A 19898-nucleotide genomic window follows, 5' to 3' on the forward strand; every position below is an offset into this window, starting at 1 on the left:
ATATCGATACAATTATGCTATTTCGTGTTATCGCTTTGCTTATCAGTCTCGCAGCCCTAACGGGTTGCGTGACCGAAACTGTCTACCCAGATCGGGATAATCCTACCGAACCTTCTGATGTTAATAATGTATCCGCTTCTCAAGCACGCGTAGCGTTGGGTTTGCGATATATGAAAGATGGTGACTATTCCCAAGCTAAGTTTAATCTGGTCAAGGCATTGGAACACTCTCCTAATAATGTCGAGGCCAATTACGCTATGGCGTACTACTACCAGGTAGTTAAAGAGACTGACCGTGCAGAGGAGTATTACCAACGCTCTATTCGTATCGCGCCAGGTGACGGTGATGTAAGAAACACCTACGGTGTGTTTTTGTGTGATTTGAAGCGTTTCGATGAAGCTAACGAACAGTTCATGGAGGCGGTTGCCTCACCAAGCTATTTTAAAGTGGCTGACAGCTATGAAAATGCTGCTCTGTGCGCGCGTCAGAATAAGAATGATGCGCTAGCTGCGGAATATTTCGAGAAAGCCCTTACTCACAACCCTAACCGACCTAAATCGTTGCTCGGTCTGGCAGAGCTTCGTTATGCGGAGAATGATCTCAAATCGAGTGAGCTGCTGTTAGATAAGTATATTAACCGCTATAGCTACAGTGCCCGAAGTGCCTATTTGGGGGTGCTGTTGTCCCATGCTAAGGGTGATGTGGTTGCGGAGAAAAAATATGGCGGTATCCTAACCGCTAAATTTCCTGCTACTGAGCAAGCGAAAAAGTACGTGTTGAGAGAGTACCGATGACAGACGAGCTGGTCGATGACATTGAAGTAGTCAGCCCGGGACAATTGCTGCGCGAAGCCCGTGAAAAAATGGGGTGGACTACTCAGGAAGTCGCTAATCGCCTAAACCTGCGCGCCGCAGTGGTGACCGCATTAGAGGCCGATAGTTACGACGATAGCATTGGCACCACCTTTATTCGTGGTTACCTGCGTACCTATGCCAAGTTACTTGGCGTTTCAGATGAACTCATTATGGCTAGCTATGAGCATCTAGGTGCTGCACAGATCCAGTATGCGGAGATGCAAAGCTTTAGCCGTCGCACCAAGCGTGAAGCCAGTGATAACCGTTTGATGATGCTGACCTACGGTATTGGCGTTGCCTTATTGGTGTTAAGTGTGATCTGGTATGTGCAGGAGAATGAGACACAGACGGATCCCATTGCAACGGCACTGGAACAAACTGCGGATGACAGCGGCGAAATAGTTGCTGACGAGCCAGTAGTATCTGTGGAAGTTAGCGAACCCGTGCGTGAGCTCGCGCCGCCAGCAATTGATACTGCGCCAGTGGAAGCCTCTCCGGCGGTGGTTGACGATCCAATGCCGGCTGATGAGCCTGTGGTTGAACCCGATTTAGAAGTGAGTGCCGTTGGCACCGCACTGACGTTGATCTTCAGAGATGATTGCTGGGTCAGTATCGAAGATGCTACTGGAGAGCGCTTAGCGTTTGGCATCAAACGTAAAGATTATGAAATGACCTTGGATGGCCGACCTCCTTATCAAGTTGTGTTAGGTGCGCCTGAGGTTGTAGATATCGACTTTGGTGGCCAACCATTCACCAAGCCAAAATTTAAGCCGGGGCAAAGAGCCCGCTTTACCATCCCTTCTCAAGAGTAAATTCTATGTTTAGCGAATCGCCTATTAGCCGCCGCCCGTCGAAGCGGATCATGGTAGGTAATGTGCCTATCGGTGATGGCGCGCCTATCGCTGTGCAGTCGATGACAAATACTGACACCTTGGATGTTGAGGCCACGGTGGCGCAGATCGAACGTTTGCAGAACGCAGGTGCTGATATTGTGCGCGTTTCTGTGCCGACGATGGATACTGCTGAAGCTTTTAAGCTGATTCGCCAGCGGGTCAGTTTGCCTCTGGTTGCGGATATCCATTTTGATTATCGTATTGCCCTGAAAGTGGCCGAATATGGCGTCGATTGCCTACGGATTAACCCTGGGAATATCGGTAAGGAAGATCGTATTCGTGCTGTGGTTGATGCCGCAAGCTACAACAATATTCCCATTCGTATCGGCGTAAATGGTGGCTCTTTGGAGCGCGATATTCAGGAGAAATACGGCGAGCCAACGCCTGAAGCCTTGCTTGAGTCAGCCATGCGCCACGTTGATATTCTCGATCGCTTAAACTTTGATCAGTTCAAAGTGAGCGTAAAGGCGTCCGATGTGTTTTTGGCTGTGGGCGCATACCGTCTGTTGGCAAAGCAGATTGAGCAGCCACTTCATCTTGGTATTACCGAAGCGGGCGGGGCACGTGCTGGTAGCGTTAAATCCGCGGTTGGCTTAGGCATGCTGTTAGCTGAGGGAATTGGTGATACGCTGCGGGTGTCGCTAGCGGCAGATCCGGTGGAAGAGATTAAAGTTGGTTTTGATATTCTCAAGTCGCTGCGTTTACGCTCTCGTGGTATTAATTTTATTGCCTGTCCTACCTGTTCACGGCAAGAGTTTGATGTGATTGGTACCGTCAATGCGTTGGAAGAGCGGTTGGAAGATATTGTGACCCCGCTCGATGTGTCGATTATTGGTTGCGTGGTGAATGGTCCCGGAGAGGCCTTGGTGTCTGATATGGGAGTGACCGGCGCCAATCGTATGAGTGGTTTCTATGAGGATGGGGTGCGTCAGAAAGAACGCTTTGACAACACCAACCTGATTGATCAATTGGAAGCCAAAATCAGGGCGAAAGTGGCGAAAGCTGACCCTGAAAATCAAATTGAAATCCGTTCTATCGACTGATTCCGCTGAATCGAGAGTAAACAACGGCCTGATCACCTCTCAGGCCGTTTTACGTTTCCTTGCAAACTCCCTATAATGCGCCCTCTTAATTGTATTCTGGAGTAGGGAACCCCTTCGTGGCTAAGCAGATCCAAGCGATTCGGGGCATGAACGACTGCCTCCCTGCAGATACCCCCGCCTGGCAACAGGTTGAAGCGAAAATCCGTCAGGTTGTCGCTAGTTTTGGGTACAGCGAAATTCGTTTTCCTATCGTTGAAAGCACCGACCTGTTTAAACGGGGTATAGGTGAAGTTACTGATATCGTTGAAAAAGAGATGTATACCTTTGACGATAGAAATGGCGATAGTTTAACCCTCCGCCCGGAAGGGACGGCCGTCTGTGTGCGTGCGGGTAATCAAGCCGGCCTGTTATATAACCAAGAGCAACGCCTCTGGTATATGGGGCCAATGTATCGTCATGAGCGGCCGCAAAAGGGTCGTTATCGTCAGTTTCATCAGTTTGGTATTGAAGCGTTCGGCATTTCAGACGCCGATATTGATGCCGAGGTGATCGCTTTATCGGCTGAACTTTGGCGTGTCTTTGGTATCGAAGACCAGGTTGAATTACAACTCAACTCTTTAGGTTCGAATGAAGCCCGGGCAGATTACCGTTCCGCGTTGACCGAGTTTCTCGTGGCCCATGAAACTGCGTTAGATGAAGATAGCCGTCGCCGGATGCACAGTAATCCGCTACGCGTACTCGATTCCAAAAATCCTGAGGTGCAAGCTGTTTTAGCCGATGCTCCAAGATTACATGACTATCTCGATGAAGAATCGAAGCAGCATTTGAGTAAACTGTGTGAGCTACTCGACGCTATCGGGATCCGCTATCAACTCAATGATCGACTCGTGCGTGGCTTAGATTACTATAACCGCACTGTTTTTGAGTGGGTCACCGATAGTCTGGGAGCGCAAGGTACTGTGCTTGCCGGTGGTCGTTACGATGGCCTCGTTGAACAACTGGGTGGTAAAGCAACACCGGCAGTTGGCTTCGCCATGGGTATCGAGCGTTTGGTGCTCATGTTGCAGTCGCTAGGCAAGCTCGAAGGTCTTCGTCCGGCGGTTGATGCCTACATGGTATTAGCCAACGATGACGCAGCAAAAGCGGGCGTCCAGGTTGCTCAACGTCTACGCCAGCAGTTACCGGATCTGCGTCTGATGATGCATTGCGGTGGCGGTAAGTTTCAAAAGCAGTTAAAGCGTGCTGATAAGGTTGGGGCCCAGGTGGCACTGATCTTGGGGCAAGATGAATTAGAAAACCAAACAATCACGGTAAAGTGGCTGCGTCAGGATGTGCCGCAGCAAACCGTGGCTCTGTCACAGGTGGTTAACCTGTTGAACGATTTGAATTAAGGAAGGGTATAGCAGTGGAAATGTACGACACCGAAGAGCAGCAGGTCGAGGCGATCAAAAGATGGTGGCAGGAAAATGGCAACTTTGTCATTGTTGGTATCATTGTCGGCTTAGCAGTCGTGTTCGGTTGGCGCTTCTATCAAGACAACGAGCTTTCTAACAAAGAAGCTGCGTCCAGCAGTTATCAAGCGCTCCAGACCAGTATTGATGCCAAAGGCTACGGCGCCGCTGCTGAGCTACAGGCTTATATCGACAGTAATAAGGGTAGCAACTACAGCTTCATGGCCGCATTGCAGCTTGCCAAGCTGGCAGTTGATGGCGATAAGTTTGCTGAGGCTGAGGCGCAACTGAGTTATGTGATCTCTGCTGCGGCTGCGAACAATCCATTACTCCCCGTTGCCGTTTTGCGTCTGGCTCGCCTACAAGTTACCCAAGCTAAGTACGACGAAGCTTTGGCTACTTTGACTGCGACCACTTTGGATGTTGCGTTCACTGCCACTGTTGAAGAGCTGAAAGGCGATATCTACGTTGCACAGAACGTTACAGAAAAGGCGCGCATTGCTTATCAGGCCGCCATCGATAATGGTGGTTTGGAAAATAACGCTGTTTTACAAACTAAGATTAACCAGCTGTCAGTGATTGAAGCTGCACAGTAGGGGGCTGGATGCGTCACTTGAGCAAAGCGCTGTTGTTTGCTGTCAGTTTGGTAGCCGTCTCTGGTTGCTCACTTTTTGGCGATGATGATGAAATTAAGATCGCAGAACTGCCAGATATTGAGATGCAGTTTGAAGCGGATGTCATCTGGGATTACCAAGTGGGCGATGGGGTCGGTGAATACTATTCACGACTGCGTCCTGCGGTTGCCTACGGTAAGCTATTTGCCGCTAGTCGCTTTGGTGACGTGGTAGCGATTGACTTAGAATCTGGTTATGAGGTTTGGCAGCAGGATGTTACCAAACGCAAGCCAGGGTGGCTGTTCGATGAACGCATCAATGCGATGATTTCAGGTGGCCTGACAGTTCGTTATAAACAGCTGTTTTTCGGTACTGAGAAAGGTCGAGTGATCTCCCTTGATGCGGAGACCGGTGAGGTGCTTTGGGACGTAGAGGTTGATGCTGAAGTATTGGCTCCGCCGACAGTCGATCAGAGTGTTGTGGTGGTTAATACCGGCAGTGGTAAGTTGTTTGGTCTGGATTCTGTCAGTGGCAAGCAGCTTTGGAGCTATCAGCAGGAGCTACCTTCACTTACCTTACGCGGTGTTAGCTCTGTTGCGGCTGCCCAGGGCGGTATTATTCTCGGTAAGGCCAACGGGAAAGTGGCTGCGTTATCTATCACCAACGGTATTGAGTATTGGGAGCAAGAGGCTGCGCCGCCGAAAAGTGGTAGCGATCTCGATCGTATTGTCGACGTTGATGCTGATCCTGTGATTTTAGCGGGAACGATTTATGCCGTTGCCTATAACGGCTACCTGCAAGCGTTGGATATACGCAGTGGCCGCGCCTTATGGCAACGAGAGTATTCTTCTTATCGTGGCTTTAGTATTGATGGCTTTAATCTTTATCTAAGTGACTTCCAAGGTCATATTTATGCGATTGATCGCCGTACGGGATTGGAGTTGTGGAGTAATCGCGATTTAGAGAACCGTGGAGTGACTGAACCGGTTCCTTTTGGTGATTATGTGGTTGTCGGTGATTTTGAAAGTTATCTGCACTGGCTTGACCCAAAAAGCGGCGCGTTAGTGTCGCGCATTGAAGTTGGAGACGATGGGCTCTACTCCTCTGCGGTGGTCGATGGTGATACGCTTTATGTGCAGTCGCGAGACGGTACGGTGAGTGCGGTAAAAATGCCCTAAACTGGGTGTGTACTCGCGCTCCAGACCCCGGCGATGCCGGGGTTTTTTGCTATTTAAATGAGGTTTTAAATGACTCCTGTGTTGGCTTTGGTTGGCCGCCCAAATGTGGGTAAATCGACACTGTTTAATCGACTCACGCGCACCCGTGATGCCTTAGTTGCTGATTTCCCTGGTTTGACTCGCGATCGTAAATACGGTCAGGCGAGCTACCGCGAAATGGAGTATTTGGTGATTGATACCGGCGGTATTCATGGCGGAGAAGAGGGGATCGATGCTGAAATGGCTGGTCAGTCTTTGCAAGCGATTGAAGAAGCCGATGCCGTCCTGTTCTTGGTTGATGCTCGTGCTGGCGTGACTAGCGCCGACGAAGCCATTGCCGGTCACCTGCGCCGATTAGAAAAGCCAGTTTTTCTGGTAGCAAACAAGATCGACGGTGTTGATGCTGACGTCGTGACAGCCGATTTCTATAGCCTTGCCTTGGGTGATGTGCATGGTATTGCTGCAGCCCATGGCCGCGGTGTCAATCAACTGCTGGAAACCTCAATGGCTCCGTTCCTTGCTGAATTGATTGAAGAAGAGGAACCGGAAGAGGAGCCTTGGCCGGATGAGGTTGAGGATGACGAAGCGGAGGAAGAGCCGGATGCGGATCGTCAGCCGTTTGAAGATATGCCGATCAAACTGGCTATCATCGGCCGTCCTAACGTGGGTAAATCAACACTCACTAACCGTATTCTTGGTGAGGAGCGGGTGGTTGTTTACGATATGCCCGGTACCACTCGTGATTCTATCTATATCCCGATGCAACGCGAAGAGCAGGATTATGTCCTGATTGATACGGCTGGTGTTCGCCGCCGTGGCAAGGTATCTGAAACGGTTGAGAAGTTTTCAGTGATTAAAACCTTGCAGGCGATTGAAGATGCCAATGTGGTGCTATTGGTGTTGGATGCCCGCTCTGGCATATCCGATCAGGATCTGAGCTTACTTGGCTTTGCTTTGAATGCCGGACGCTCATTGGTTATTGCAGTCAATAAGTGGGATGGCTTGGATCAAGTGGTTAAGGATGATCTCAAGCGTGAGCTGGATCGTCGCTTAGGCTTTATCGATTTTGCCCGTTTACACTTTATCTCTGCGTTACACGGCACGGGTGTTGGCCACCTGTTTGAGTCAGTAGAAGAAGCCTATAGCTCAGCGACGAAGCGGATCAATACCTCGATGTTGACGCGCATTCTTAAAGGCGCGGTTGAGGATCACAACCCACCGATGATCCAGGGGCGTCGTATCAAGTTGCGCTACGCCCATGCCGGTGGTTATAACCCGCCGATTATCGTGATCCATGGTAATCAGTTGAGTGGTCTACCTGAGTCCTACCGCCGTTATCTGATGAATTACTATCGTCGTTCATTGAAGATCATGGGCACGCCGATCCGTATTGAGTATCGAGAAGGTGACAACCCATTTGCCGGCCGCCGTCAGGAGCTGAGTAAGTCTCAGCAACATAAACGCCGCCGGATGATGAAGTTTCACAAGAAAAAATAGCGTTAAAACAAGAGCCACTGTTGTGGCTCTTGTTACACTTGGCTTAACTGATTGGATCTATGTTAGCCGAGGTAAACCCATGTCTTATACCCATCCCCATTGTCCCGAATGTCACGGTCTATTGCAGGCCGAAAACAAGCAACTGCATTGCCCTGCATGCCAGGCCGACTATGTCGAGAAGGTTTGTTGTGATGTGTGTGGTGAGCAGGTGGAAACATTAAAGGCGTGTGGTGCAGTTGATTACTTTTGTAATCACTGTAATAGCCTTAAGTCGAAGTCAAAAGTGGTTCGTTCTTATCACATGGTTAATCAATAAGTTTGCACCGATTAAACTCCTGTGTTAATAATTATGCATTATGACAGCATTAATAGTCACTATTTCTTCTGAGACCCGCCGACGTAGCAACGCCATTACCGCGTTGTTCGGCACTTAGTTCTACTTAGTTTTTTCGAACTGGACACCGCGGTTACATTTTTTGTACCGCGGTTTTTTTATGCCTGGAGTAAAGCTTATGTCGCTTGTGACACCTTTGATGAACCTAAACGAAAGACCGCCAGTTAAGTTTGTTTCCGGCAAGGGAAGTTGGTTGCAAGACAGCGAAGGGCGACGTTATTTAGATTTTATCCAAGGGTGGGCGGTGAACTGTTTAGGCCATAGCCCTTCAGTGTTGGTGGAGGCTATTTCGTCGCAAGCGTCGCGTTTGATGACACCGAGCCCGGCTTATCATAGCGAAACAACGTTGGCATTGGCGGATCGTTTACGCGCGTGCAGTGGTTTCGATCAGGTTAATTTAGTCAACTCCGGCGCTGAAGCAAATGAAGCTGCGATTAAGTTAACGCGTAAATGGGGGGCGCAGAATAAGGGCGGTGCATTTCGAATCATCACCTTTGAAAACGGCTTTCACGGCCGAACTCTGGCCACCATGTCAGCCTGTGGCAAACCCGCTTTTGATGCGCTTTACGAACCCAAAGTGCCAGGGTTTGATCGGGTGCCGTTTAATGATTTGGCAGCCGTAGAGGCCGCGATCAGCAAAGACACCGTGGCGATCATGTTGGAGCCTATTCAGGGAGAAGGCGGGGTTGTTGCCGCTACTGAATGTTTTTTACAGGGCTTAAGAGCGTTGGCGGATGAGCATCAGCTACTGCTGGTATTCGATGAAGTGCAAACTGGGATTGGCCGTACTGGTGAGTTGTTTGCTTATCAACTTTTTGGGGTGACGCCGGACGTGATCACCTTGGGGAAAGGGCTTGGTGGCGGCATCGCTATCGCTGCTATGTTGGCAAAAAACCATTGTTGCTGCTTCGAGCCGGGCGATCAAGGCAGTACGTTTGGTGGTAATCCGCTTTCAGCCGCTGCGGCGAATGCGGTTTTAGATATAGTCGCGAATCCTACGTTTCTCGCTCAGGCGCAAGCCAACGGTGCCGCGCTACGCCGTGTTCTGGAACAGGTGTCGCAGCGTTTTGGCTTAGGCGAAGTGCGGGGGCAAGGGTTATTGCTGGCGCTGAATACCCATGGCTCCTCCACTGTAGACGCGTTTCAATTAGAAGCCGCCTGTTTTGAATTAGGACTATTGGTGAATGGCTTGCGGCACAACCTATTACGAGTTATGGCCGCACTGAACTTTACTGTTGAGGAGTTACAGCTGTTTGAACAGCGACTTATCCAAGGGATCGAGCAGCTACTAGCAGAGAAGGATTGATGGCATGAATTGTTGCTTGCTTCACACTTTAATCAGGCGGTGCAGCAGTCTCAATTTGGCTTGATTTGGGTCAGTTTTATGGCGAACGAAATCGCTACGATGGCAGCATCATTCGCAACCGAGAACGAACATGGAACTCTGGATGGATCTGCTGTTTGGTGATGCGATTGGCCTCATGTCAATGGCGGTAGTGTTATCTACTGTGGTTATTATGGGTTATTACGTTTGGCTGTTTATCAGCCGAGCGTTGAAAGACCCAAACGATAAGTCTTGCTAACAGACCCTCCCTGGATCTGGCAATAGGGGGTTAACGGCTTGTCGCAGTGCCGTTAACCCCGCTTCGTTACTCTGCCTATTGGCGGCCTACTGGTGGTGCGTCTCCTCCTTTCTCATCCAACAATTGCTTTACCTTCTGCCGCTTGCCGCTACTAATTTGACTATGCTTACTGCATCTTCGTGGCTGAACCTCAGTCATGGTACAGGGGAGGGATGACTGTGCTGCCGATCAAATACAAGAAAGGCTACAAGTACCAACTGGTAGAAATCTTTGAAGTGAAGCTACCTTTGTCACCTGCAGAGGCGATTGACGATGGGCTTTTTCTAACGCTGTCGACGTTTGGCGTGCTCAGTATTAAAGCTGGCTATGCTTGGGACGGCCCATCTGGTCCGACGCTGGATACGGCCAACTTCATGCGTGGCTCATTGGTGCACGATGCGTTATATCAGTTAATGAGAAATGGCCACTTGGATAGAGGTGAGTATCGCGATATCGCAGACCGACTGCTGCAGCGCCAATGTAAAGAGGATGGCATGTCATCGCCTCGGGCGTGGTGGGTGTATTGGGGTGTGCGTTTATTTGGTGGTAAAGCAAGTCATGAAGACGCCGTGAAAAATGTGTTGAGTGCCCCGCGATAATGCACTGTCGCGCTTGTCATTGGAGTTGGTTGCAATAGACTGAGGCCGACTAATTTCTGTGGGATATGTCGTGGCAAAGCAACTCTTCTCCTCTTGTTATCTTTGTTTTAGCAAACCGGTTTGTTTTTACTGGTTACTGGCTGCCGTCTTATTACCGAGCAATGTCGGCGCTGTGGATCTGGTGGGGTTACACCAAGAGCCCAATTTTAGCCGTGCTATTCAACAGGTCGAAGATGCCCCCGCTGAGTCATTGTCGCAGTTAAGCCTTGCCATAGTGCGAGTCGATAGCACCGATAGAAAAGCGCGTATCAGCTATCTGATGGGACGGGCTAATATGGCGCTCGGTGCGCCCGATGCCGCCATCGTTAATTACCAAGATAGCCGCGAACTCGCGCTGGCGCTGGCTGATGATGAGTTGTTGCACCGTTCTGATTACGGTATCGCGTCTATCTACCTCTACCACGATAACCCTGTGCTGGCGTTGGATATTTTCAAGCGGTTACGGATCAATGATGAAAAGCGTGGCAACCTGAAGCGCCTGGGCTCAACACTTAATAATATCGGTGTCAGTTACCGACTGTTAGGCAAGTTAGACCTGGCGATGCAGTACTTTATTGAAGCTCTGGTCTATAAAGAGCAATACGAAAATCCGATATCCGTGGCACGAACTCTGACCAATATCGGTGAAATCGAACTGGACATGGGGCAGTTCGATGCTGCCAAGGCGCGTTTGCTACAGGCGGAGATGATATTTACGCAGGAAGAGCGTGGTAAAGACCTCATGCGCGTACTAAATCTGTTGGGTAATGTTGAAGCCAGCGCTGGTCAGTTTGATGCCGCAATGCGTCACTATCAAAAGGCGTTGGATTATTATCAGCGTCATGGGCCGGAAGCCGCATTGGCGCAATCCTATCAGAATATTGCCGATCTTTATGCGCGGCAAAATCAGCCTGATAAATCGATAGCCCTGTACGAAAAAGCGTTAGAACTATCAGATGATCTCAGTGATGGCGTGCTTAGTCCCGATATTGCTGTGCGGCTCGGCAACGCTTATTTTGATAAACAGCAGCCTGCCGTTGCCCTTGAGATCTATCAACAAGCGATGGCGCAAGTTGGAACTCGTACATTGGGCGCTTATGAAGGTCCGTTGTTGCTTGGTTTGTCCCGTGCCAGTGAAGCAATGGGCGATTATCAACAGGCACTCGCTTACCTGAAACAGTTTCAAAGCAGCACCCTGGGGTTACAGCATTCTGAAATGCGGATGCAGGCTCAGGAGTTGCACCAGAAATTTGGCGTGGCGGAGAAAGAGGCATCGATCCGTTTACTTGAGCAGGAAAATGCACTGCGTGAGTCGGAGCTTGCGGCGCAGGCGTATCAGCGAAACTTTTGGTTATCGGGCAGTTTGGTGTTGTTGTTGGGCTTCTCATTCCTCACCTACCGTCAACGCAGCCGACGTCTGCTGATGGCGGAAAAGGCCAGCGTAACAGAGACCATACTTGAGAAAAAACGTACCTTGTTTGCCAATATCAGCCATGAATTTCGTACGCCACTGACGCTGATCTTGGGCCCGCTGCATCAATTAAAGTCTGCCGACACGCCAGAGTTAAAAAGACAATCTCTATTGGCGCAGATCGAGCTGAATGCACAGCGTATGTTGCGCATGGTTGAACAGGTGTTACAACTGGCCAAGCTGGAAGCGGGCGAAGAGCGGGACGCCAAGCGTGTATTGTTAGACCAGCTAGTGGCGCAGACCACTCTGGAGTTAAGGCCTCTTTTTGAGCAAAAACGGATCCAGCTAACTACCGCTATTGCGCCGGATTGTTGCTTGATAGGTGATCACGACCTGTTAGAAAAAGTGGTGGTTAATTTGCTGAGTAACGCCGTGAAATACACCCCAGAAGGCGGGCGTGTGGCGGCGTCTTTAACAGCAGAGAACGAAAAACTGAAGTTGGTGGTCACTGACAGTGGTATCGGCATGACAGACGAAGCGATGAAACAGATATTTGAACGTTTCGTACGTGCCCATGTGGATGTTGAGGGCACTGCCGGTGTGGGGATTGGTCTGGCCTTGGTGAAAGAGGTAGTGGAGGCGCATAAAGGCGAAATCAGTGTCAGTAGCCGAGTCAATGAAGGGACGGTTTTTACCGTAGTGCTGCCCCGATATATGACGTTAGAAGCGCTCGCAACAAGTCTGCCCGCTAGTGAATCGGGGCAGGTGTTATCTGCAGCGCCATTACCTGCGACTCAATCTGCCGCAGCCTCGCCGGTGGCGTCGAATAGTGACAGCGAGCAAGCCTCGGCTGATGATAGCGTGCGCCCTAAGGTGCTTATTATTGATGACCACCCGGAGATCGTCGCCATGGTGGCTGATGTTTTAGCCAATCAGTACCACTGCATTACAGAGACCGACAGCCCTACCGCGGTACAGATCGCGATAGAGCAGGTACCGGATCTGATTATCACCGACCTGATGATGCCGTCGCTTGATGGTTTCGAAGTGAGTCGTTTAATCCGCGATAACCCCGCAACTAGCCATATTCCTTTGATGTTGCTCACCGCCAAAGGCGATGATGAAAGTCGCTTGAAGGCATGGCAAAGCGATATTGATGCCTACTTGTCGAAGCCATTTAACCCGGATGAGCTGCAACTGCGTTGCGCTGGTCTGATTAAAGTGCGGCGCTTGATTGCGCAAAAGCTGCAGTTGCGTGATCCGCAGCCGGAGCAGAGTGCAGAATCGAGTGGAACGCCGCAACCCAATCAAGAGAGTGCGGCGGGGCTTAATCAACGGGATCGTCAGTTTGTTGAAAAGCTGGAAGGGGTATTGGCGCAGCATTATTCACAGAGCAGTTTGGATAAAGCGCTGATCGCCAATGCCGTGGCAATGAGTGAGCGGCAATTGCAACGCAAAATGCAGGCCCTATTTGGCCAAACGCCCACGGATTACGTTCGCAGCTTCCGCTTAAAGTTAGCGGCTGATGCGTTGCAAGCGGGCGAAGCGGTAACACAAGTGGCCTCCGCTGTTGGTTTCTCTTCACCCGCTTACTTTAGCCAGTGCTTTAAGCAAAAATTTGGCATGAGTCCGAGCGATTTTGTGCGGCAACAAACTTCATCGGGCTAATTTCAGCGCGCGTCTCTTCAACATCTGCTTGTGGCTGGTAGTTTGGTATCAGCCACAAGCGCACTTTAGTAGCAATTATCGGCCAACCGTTCTCGATTATAGAAAATGGCCGATTTTTCACTGTATCCCATATCCGACACCGCTATTGTTTCTGCGACAGAGCTATAAATAACGGCCATTTTGGTGTCCGTTTTTTAATGCCACAAGCTTATTGTTGATTTTGTTTTTGACTTTATCTTATTGAAAATAAAGATTTTTAATAGGTTGTCCGTTATTTGGTGTTATCTGTCCGCTGATTGAATGCGCTTATCGATAGCAACTTCTAATCTTTGCTCAACGTTTCGCACTACTGATATGCAAGTCGTCGCATCACAGGTGCTTTGGGTAGGGAAAGACAATGAAGACACAATGGGTTTATCGCGGTGTATTGAACTGTTCAGCAGCCGTCGCATTTATTGGTTTACTGATGCTGTTTGGTGAAATAGATGATGTCACACGGGACTGTTCTGACAGCAGCCGGATTGTTGCAGCGAAAGAGATCGCTAAGAACAGCTTTTTTGGTGCCGCTGAAACCATTGACCCAAAGCAGATAACAGAGTGTCGCCAGAACGCTGAGGTTGTTGCTTTTCTATATGACCAACAACTGTGGGTTGATTGTAAAAGTAGCTGCTCATTATTGGTAACCAGCGACGGCCTGTCGGGTGATATGAGTGTTTTTCGCATCGACAGTCAGGATGAGCGCTGGGACGAGTTTCATACTTGGCGCAGTGCGTCGCTGAATATGCACCGGATCAATATGAGTGGTTCGCAGTATGACGACGTGATGGTGATAGATGACGACATGAGCCGTTGTATTGATGTGCGGATGGACGGGTTGCAGGGTAAAGACCTGCTGCAAGCGGGCTGTGGTAACGACCTCATATATGGCAGCGGCGGTAACGACATGATTATTGCGCAAACGGGTAATGATGAGATTTATGGTGGCACTGGTAACGACCGCATATGGGCGGGCCATGGTGCCGATGAGATCTTCGGCCAGGCGGGGCAAGACGTTATCCACGGTGCTGATGCACATGATTATGTCGAAGGAGTAGATGGTGAAAGCCTGTTTTTGGGCAAACCTAAAGGCCTTGATATCGCTGGTGTATTGGAAAACCAAGCGGTACGCCTGAAACAGCAACAGATGCTTTCATCCGTCGCCCTGTCAGGCTCTGAAAGTCTGGACTTTGAATAAGCGAAGAGAAGGAGAGCTTCAGCAACAGAACGTAACAGGCGCCCTTGGGGGAGCCTAAGCAACCGAATAATAACGATAAGAGTGATTCCACGCGAATTGAAGGCGGCCAAGGATGGCTGCCTATTTTTTTTGGCTGTTATTTAACCGTCCTTCATACATCCGCTGTTGCAACTGCGTACTCTGTCACAGAGTCTTAATGCTTGCCTGTATCGGCATGATCCAGATCTTTTTTAAATTCGTCTGACTGCACTATGCTCAATCGTAATTTCATTTCTTATAAGACCAACATTGATGGGATCGACTATGCCTTACACCGCCGACACAATCCAAGAGTTGAACATTTTGTGCCGCTTTAATCTCGATACAACGCTTGAAGGAATAAAAGTTCACCATGATGCAGCCCCTGAGGTGATTGAAGCCACTCAGCGATTACATGATAAAGGCTTAGTGACCATGCCAGATGGTGGCTATTTAACCGATTTAGGAAGAGAAACAGCAGAGCACGCGCAAGCGATGGCGTCGCTGCTGATGACCAGCTAGTCAGCTTTGTGTGTTAACCCCTTAAGCGCAAAGAAAAGAGGTCGTTTGCTGCTGATATAAGCCGCAGTGAACGACCGTTCCATCTGCATTTTCTCCCCTTAAAAAAACGCATTCTGGATTGCCCAATTGGCACTATCTGTGTAGTCTGCCACCCTCTTAACACCTAATACTTTTTCGTTCAATCCAGTCAATGGAGTTTTGTTGTGATCTCAACCGCCAATATCACCATGCAGTTCGGCGAAAAGCCGCTGTTCGAGAACATCTCAGTCAAATTTGGTGGTGGTAACCGCTACGGTCTCATTGGTGCCAATGGCTGTGGTAAATCCACCTTCATGAAGATCCTCAGTGGCGAGCTGGAAGCTACCTCCGGCAAAGTGATGTTGGATCCCAACGAGCGTTTAGCCAAACTGAGTCAGGATCAGTTTGCTTATGAAGAGTATTCCGTGATCGATACAGTGATTATGGGTCATGCGGAACTCTGGAAAGTAAAGGAAGAGCGTGACCGCATCTACTCCATGGCAGAGATGAGTGAAGAAGATGGTATGCGGGTGGCCGATCTGGAAACCGAATTTGCCGAAATGGACGGCTATTCCGCCGAAGCCCGTGCTGGTGAGTTGCTATTGGGTGTAGGCATTCCGGTCGAGCAGCATTTTGGCCCGATGAGCGAGATTGCGCCGGGTTGGAAACTTCGGGTACTGCTTTCTCAGGTGCTGTTTGCCGATCCTGATGTGATGTTGCTTGACGAACCGACCAACAACCTGGATATCAACACCATCCGTTGGTTGGAAGGGGTCCTGAATCAACGTAACTGCACCATGATTATTATCTCTCACGATCGCCACTTCCTGAACAGTGTTTGTACGCATATGGCCGATCTGGATTACGGTGAACTGCGCTTGTTCCCAGGTCACTATGACGAGTACATGGCGGCAGCTACTGCAGCACGCGCTACGATGATGGCCGACAACGCGAAGAAGAAAGCGCAGATCGCTGAGTTGCAGCAATTTGTTGCTCGCTTCTCTGCTAACGCTTCTAAGGCGAAACAGGCAACGTCGCGGGCCAAACAGATAGACAAGATCCAACTGGCAGAAGTAAAAGCCTCTAGCCGCCAGAACCCATTTATTCGCTTTACCCAGGAGAAGAAGCTTTACCGTAATGCCCTGGAAGTGAGCAAAATGGGACAAGGTTACGACGGTGAGCTGCTGTTTAAAGGCTTGGATCTGTTGGTGGAAGTGGGTGAACGTATTGCCGTGATCGGCCAAAACGGTGTTGGTAAGTCGACACTGTTAGACACCTTAGCCGGACGCAAAGTGCCGAAAGAGGGCACGATAAAATGGTCTGAGAACAGTCATATCGGCTACTACGCTCAGGATCACGCCAGTGAGTTTGAACAGGATATGAACCTCTACGACTGGATGGATCAGTGGGGCAAAGAGGCCGATGACGAGCAGGTGATCCGTGGTACTTTGGGTCGTTTGCTGTTTTCGCAGAACGATATCAAGAAATCAGTGAATGTGATCTCTGGTGGTGAGCAGGGGCGGATGTTGTTTGGTAAGTTGATGCTGCAAACGCCAAATATTCTGCTGATGGATGAACCGACCAACCACATGGATATGGAATCGATTGAATCCCTGAATATGGCGTTAGAGCAGTATGAAGGCACCCTGATCTTTGTCAGTCACGACCGTCAGTTTGTTTCCAGCTTGGCAACACGGATCATCGAGTTAACCGAAGATGGCGTGACCGATTTCCACGGCACTTACGACGAATACCTGAAGTCTCAGGGTGTCGAAGAGTAGATCGCAATCACCTGCGGTTAACGCTCAAAAAAGGCGCTGAACTCAGCGCCTTTTTCATGTTTTGCTATCGGTCACTTAGCTTCTAAGGCACCGCTGGTAGCTCTCTTCTTTTGTTTAGGAATATCAGAGCCGTTAAGCAAATCACGCCAGTCGCGATCCCTGCGGGTTGACTCATCGATTGCGGTAATCCAAGGCCGATACCTGCTGTTAAGATGTAAGAGACGGTGACACAGGTGCCGACGACTGCAGGCAAGCTGACAATCCAGTGGAATGCGTTTCGGTCGAATAGATACTTAGTCGCCAGCCACAATACGCTGGTGGAAAGCAGCATATTTGAGAACGCGAAATAGCGCCAGATCAGCGAGAAATCAATTTTAGTCATAAAGTAGGCGATGATCAGGATCGGTAAGGCTAGCAGCAGTCGATTGCGAATGCTCTGTGGGATCTTAAACGCATCAATGATGGTTAGACGCAGTGAGCGAAACGCAGTATCGCCAGAGGTAATAGGAAAGACTGCCACGGCGATAATTGCCATCACGCCACCAGCAACCCCCAGGTAGCTGGTCGCCACTTGATTCACTACTAAACCGGGACCTCCTGCGTCTAGAATGCTCTTCAGTTCAACGTAGCCACCTGGGAAAGCAGCGATGCCCGCTGTTGCCCAAACACACGCGACGAGCCCTTCCGACATCATTGCGCCGTAATAGACTGGGCGAACATATTTCTCATTGGTTAGGCAGCGAGCCATGATCGGTGCTTGCGTTGAATGAAAGCCGCTAATGGCCCCGCAGGTGATGGTGACAAAAAGCAGTGGCCAGACGGGTAGGCCATCGGGATTGGGCTCAAGTAGATCGCTGTTGTAGTGGCTGTGATCGAAGTAAGCAAAGATGTCACCCACCTCCGGCAGTTGCGGGGCGCTGATCAGCAGTGCGGCTGCAATAGAAACGGTCATTACGATCATCAGTAACCCAAACAGGGGGTAAAGCTTGGTGATGATTTTGTCGATGGGGAGTAGGGTAGCTAAAAAATAGTACCCCAGAATGACTAATACCCAGAAGGTGTTGTTGGCAAATATCGTACCTTCAAAAAACTCCAGGTTACTCAGTAAGCCGGCTGGGCTCATGATGAATACGACACCTACAAAAAACAGCAGCATTGCCGTAAACAGCAGCATGACGCCTTTGAAATAGACGTTAAAATAGTGTCCGGCAATTTCCGGTAAGCTCTTACCTTCCTCCTTAATACTCAATACACCAGAGAAATAGTCATGCACGGCACCACCAATAATATTGCCCAATACAATCCATACTAAGGCGATAGGGCCATAAAGCGCGCCGAGAATAGGGCCAAAAATTGGCCCAACCCCAGCCACGTTGAGGAACTGGATCAGGTAGGCTTTCACTGGGTGTACGGGCACGTAATCAACCCCATCACTAAATCGTGACTGGGGTGTTTTGGCGTTGATATCAATACCCGCCTGCTGTTCTACAAAGGGGCTATAGAACTTGTATGCCAAGAGTAGTAACGCGATACAGATAAAGAAGATAAACATGTTTTGCTGTCCATGCTGTTTAATAATTATCTTTTGAGTGTCATTCACACCGATTGCTTGGTCAAGCTTTCTCCTATTAGACCAAGGTCGGGGTTGTTAAGCCGGTATGATGGTGATAACCAATTGAAATAATTCGATAGTTAAAGTGGCACTTTGTTTTGTAACTAGGCACTCGATGCAGCCCGTGGGGCGATAAGCGCAGGCGCGGTGTAGCAAACCTTTGCTCATGGCTGCGCTATTTGGCGTATGATGCGGTAACTGAATTGAGTGCAGATAAACGTGACGATAAAGATTAAAAATATAGCTGAGCCTGAGATCACCTGTGCCAATTGCCAGGCTTGCTGCTGTCGTTTAGAAGTGATGTTAATCACCGACACTGGTGTTCCTGCTGAGCATATTTCGGTTGATCAGTTTGGTAGCGAAACCATGCTGCGTTTAGCTGATGGTTGGTGTTCCGCGTTAGATCGTGAAACCTTGATGTGCACCATCTACGACAATCGCCCCTGGATCTGTCGTGAGTTTGAGATGGGTTCCTATGAGTGCATTGTTGAGCGTACTGAAAACATGTAACGGACTTGTCGTTGCTATTAGCGAAGCAGATAGGCTGAATGTCGTATTGGCATTTTCGGTGTGTTAGGCGAAGCGTGCGCAAAGGTGATGATTTGTGCAACTAACGTGTTTGTAGAGCCGTTTAGGAGAATACCGCTGTCTTCAGGGATCGATATATGACGAGGAAGTATGTATGGGGTTAGATGCTGTTGAGCTGGTGATTGCATGTGAAGATGAATTTGGTATAGCAATACCGGATGAGGCGGCAGGAAGTATTACCACGCCTGGCATGCTTACTGATTATATTTATAAGCGTCTACGAACAGCTGAATCCTCGTTTTGCCCGTCACAGCATGGTTTTTATCATGTTCGACAAGTGATGATGAAGTCCCTCGGGGCGCGGCGGGAGCAGTTGCGCCCTGATTCGGAAATGAAGGCGTTTCTAGCTGGCGATATCGACATCAAGTCTGTTTGGCGGCAATTGTCTGAAGCACTGGGTGACGCAGATTTGAGTCCCTTGGAAATCAATCCAAAAGCCAGAATGACGCTGTTTTGGTTGTTCCCAGTGTTACTGGCAGGAACCTTGTATTTATGGAATATATCTTTGCCGCTGAGCGGTGTCGTTGGCGTTATTTACATGATGGTTGCTGAATTTATTGCGCAGTACTTTAGGGATACTATCCCGCAAAAATATCAGTATCTGAAGGATTTCATCCCTTACGTGACATCATCGAATGAGAAGCTTTGGCAAAGAGATGATGTTTTGGCCCGGGTGATGGAGTTGACCTCTGAACAATCAGGTGTGCCACTCGACTCAATTTTCTGAGTCTTCTCATTTTATCGACGATATCGGCTTAGATTAGGCACGCTTTCGTCAGTAAACAAAAAGCCCCATCAATTGACGGGGCTTTTGCTATTCAAT

Annotated in this window: 18 protein-coding genes; 17 read left to right on the forward strand and 1 reads right to left on the reverse strand. The window is 49.4% G+C overall.

What is annotated here, in order from left to right; all coding sequences use genetic code 11:
* Nucleotides 1-14: 14 nt before the first annotated feature.
* The 15 genes from pilW (at nt 15) to DU002_RS13525 (ending at nt 16875) form a co-directional block, all read left to right on the forward strand.
* Nucleotides 15-794, forward strand: coding sequence for a type IV pilus biogenesis/stability protein PilW (pilW, locus tag DU002_RS13455; protein WP_114338917.1), 780 nt, complete (start codon nt 15-17; stop codon nt 792-794).
* Nucleotides 791-1666: a RodZ domain-containing protein gene (locus DU002_RS13460; RefSeq protein WP_114338918.1), complete on the forward strand. Its 876-nt coding sequence runs from the start codon at nt 791-793 to the stop codon at nt 1664-1666. Before pilW ends, DU002_RS13460 begins: the two co-directional genes overlap by 4 nt.
* A 5-nt stretch (nt 1667-1671) precedes the next feature.
* Nucleotides 1672-2790, forward strand: a complete 1119-nt coding sequence (gene ispG, locus DU002_RS13465; protein WP_114338919.1) for a flavodoxin-dependent (E)-4-hydroxy-3-methylbut-2-enyl-diphosphate synthase — start codon at nt 1672-1674, stop codon at nt 2788-2790.
* Nucleotides 2791-2906: 116 nt separating this feature from the next.
* Nucleotides 2907-4181 carry a histidine--tRNA ligase gene (hisS, locus tag DU002_RS13470; RefSeq protein WP_114338920.1) on the forward strand — a complete coding sequence of 425 codons (1275 nt, stop codon included), beginning with the start codon at nt 2907-2909 and terminating at the stop codon, nt 4179-4181.
* Nucleotides 4182-4201: 20 nt separating this feature from the next.
* Nucleotides 4202-4837, forward strand: a complete 636-nt coding sequence (locus tag DU002_RS13475) for a YfgM family protein (RefSeq protein ID WP_114338921.1) — start codon at nt 4202-4204, stop codon at nt 4835-4837.
* Nucleotides 4838-4845: 8 nt separating this feature from the next.
* The gene (bamB, locus tag DU002_RS13480) at nt 4846-6033 is read left to right on the forward strand and encodes an outer membrane protein assembly factor BamB (protein ID WP_114338922.1); all 1188 of its coding nucleotides are present in this window, start codon (nt 4846-4848) and stop codon (nt 6031-6033) included.
* A gap of 69 nt (nt 6034-6102) precedes the next feature.
* Complete coding sequence (der, locus tag DU002_RS13485; protein ID WP_114338923.1) at nt 6103-7569, forward strand: ribosome biogenesis GTPase Der; 1467 nt, start codon at nt 6103-6105, stop codon at nt 7567-7569.
* 22 nt (nt 7570-7591) lie between these two features.
* Entirely contained in the window at nt 7592-7885 is a 294-nt protein-coding gene (locus DU002_RS13490; protein ID WP_325048498.1) for a zinc ribbon domain-containing protein, read from the forward strand.
* A 196-nt stretch (nt 7886-8081) separates the two neighbouring features.
* Nucleotides 8082-9269 carry an acetylornithine transaminase gene (locus DU002_RS13495; protein WP_114338924.1) on the forward strand — a complete coding sequence of 396 codons (1188 nt, stop codon included), beginning with the start codon at nt 8082-8084 and terminating at the stop codon, nt 9267-9269.
* Nucleotides 9270-9399: 130 nt separating this feature from the next.
* Entirely contained in the window at nt 9400-9546 is a 147-nt protein-coding gene (locus DU002_RS13500) for a DUF3149 domain-containing protein (protein ID WP_114338925.1), read from the forward strand.
* A gap of 212 nt (nt 9547-9758) precedes the next feature.
* Nucleotides 9759-10184: a DUF1353 domain-containing protein gene (locus DU002_RS13505; RefSeq protein WP_114338926.1), complete on the forward strand. Its 426-nt coding sequence runs from the start codon at nt 9759-9761 to the stop codon at nt 10182-10184.
* Nucleotides 10185-10254: 70 nt separating this feature from the next.
* Nucleotides 10255-13302: a tetratricopeptide repeat protein gene (locus DU002_RS13510; RefSeq protein WP_114338927.1), complete on the forward strand. Its 3048-nt coding sequence runs from the start codon at nt 10255-10257 to the stop codon at nt 13300-13302.
* Between the two features lie 397 nt (nt 13303-13699).
* Nucleotides 13700-14536 carry a calcium-binding protein gene (locus tag DU002_RS13515; RefSeq protein ID WP_114338928.1) on the forward strand — a complete coding sequence of 279 codons (837 nt, stop codon included), beginning with the start codon at nt 13700-13702 and terminating at the stop codon, nt 14534-14536.
* A gap of 303 nt (nt 14537-14839) precedes the next feature.
* Nucleotides 14840-15076, forward strand: coding sequence for a TIGR02647 family protein (locus tag DU002_RS13520; RefSeq protein ID WP_114338929.1), 237 nt, complete (start codon nt 14840-14842; stop codon nt 15074-15076).
* Between the two features lie 203 nt (nt 15077-15279).
* Complete coding sequence (locus DU002_RS13525) at nt 15280-16875, forward strand: ABC-F family ATPase (protein ID WP_114338930.1); 1596 nt, start codon at nt 15280-15282, stop codon at nt 16873-16875.
* An 82-nt stretch (nt 16876-16957) separates the two neighbouring features.
* Here DU002_RS13525 and DU002_RS13530 read toward each other — a convergent pair whose 3' ends face one another.
* Nucleotides 16958-18427 carry a carbon starvation CstA family protein gene (locus DU002_RS13530; protein ID WP_114339049.1) on the reverse strand — a complete coding sequence of 490 codons (1470 nt, stop codon included), beginning with the start codon at nt 18425-18427 and terminating at the stop codon, nt 16958-16960.
* 279 nt (nt 18428-18706) lie between these two features.
* On the opposite strand from DU002_RS13530, the gene DU002_RS13535 reads away from it, so the two are divergent.
* Nucleotides 18707-18997, forward strand: a complete 291-nt coding sequence (locus tag DU002_RS13535) for a YkgJ family cysteine cluster protein (RefSeq protein WP_114338931.1) — start codon at nt 18707-18709, stop codon at nt 18995-18997.
* 172 nt (nt 18998-19169) lie between these two features.
* On the forward strand, nt 19170-19802 hold the full coding sequence (locus DU002_RS19645) for an acyl carrier protein (protein WP_407642948.1): 633 nt from the start codon (nt 19170-19172) through the stop codon (nt 19800-19802).
* Nucleotides 19803-19898: the final 96 nt, after the last annotated feature.

Origin of the sequence: Corallincola holothuriorum, assembly GCF_003336225.1 — a bacterium.
In the GTDB taxonomy this organism is placed as follows: domain Bacteria; phylum Pseudomonadota; class Gammaproteobacteria; order Enterobacterales; family Neiellaceae; genus Corallincola; species Corallincola holothuriorum.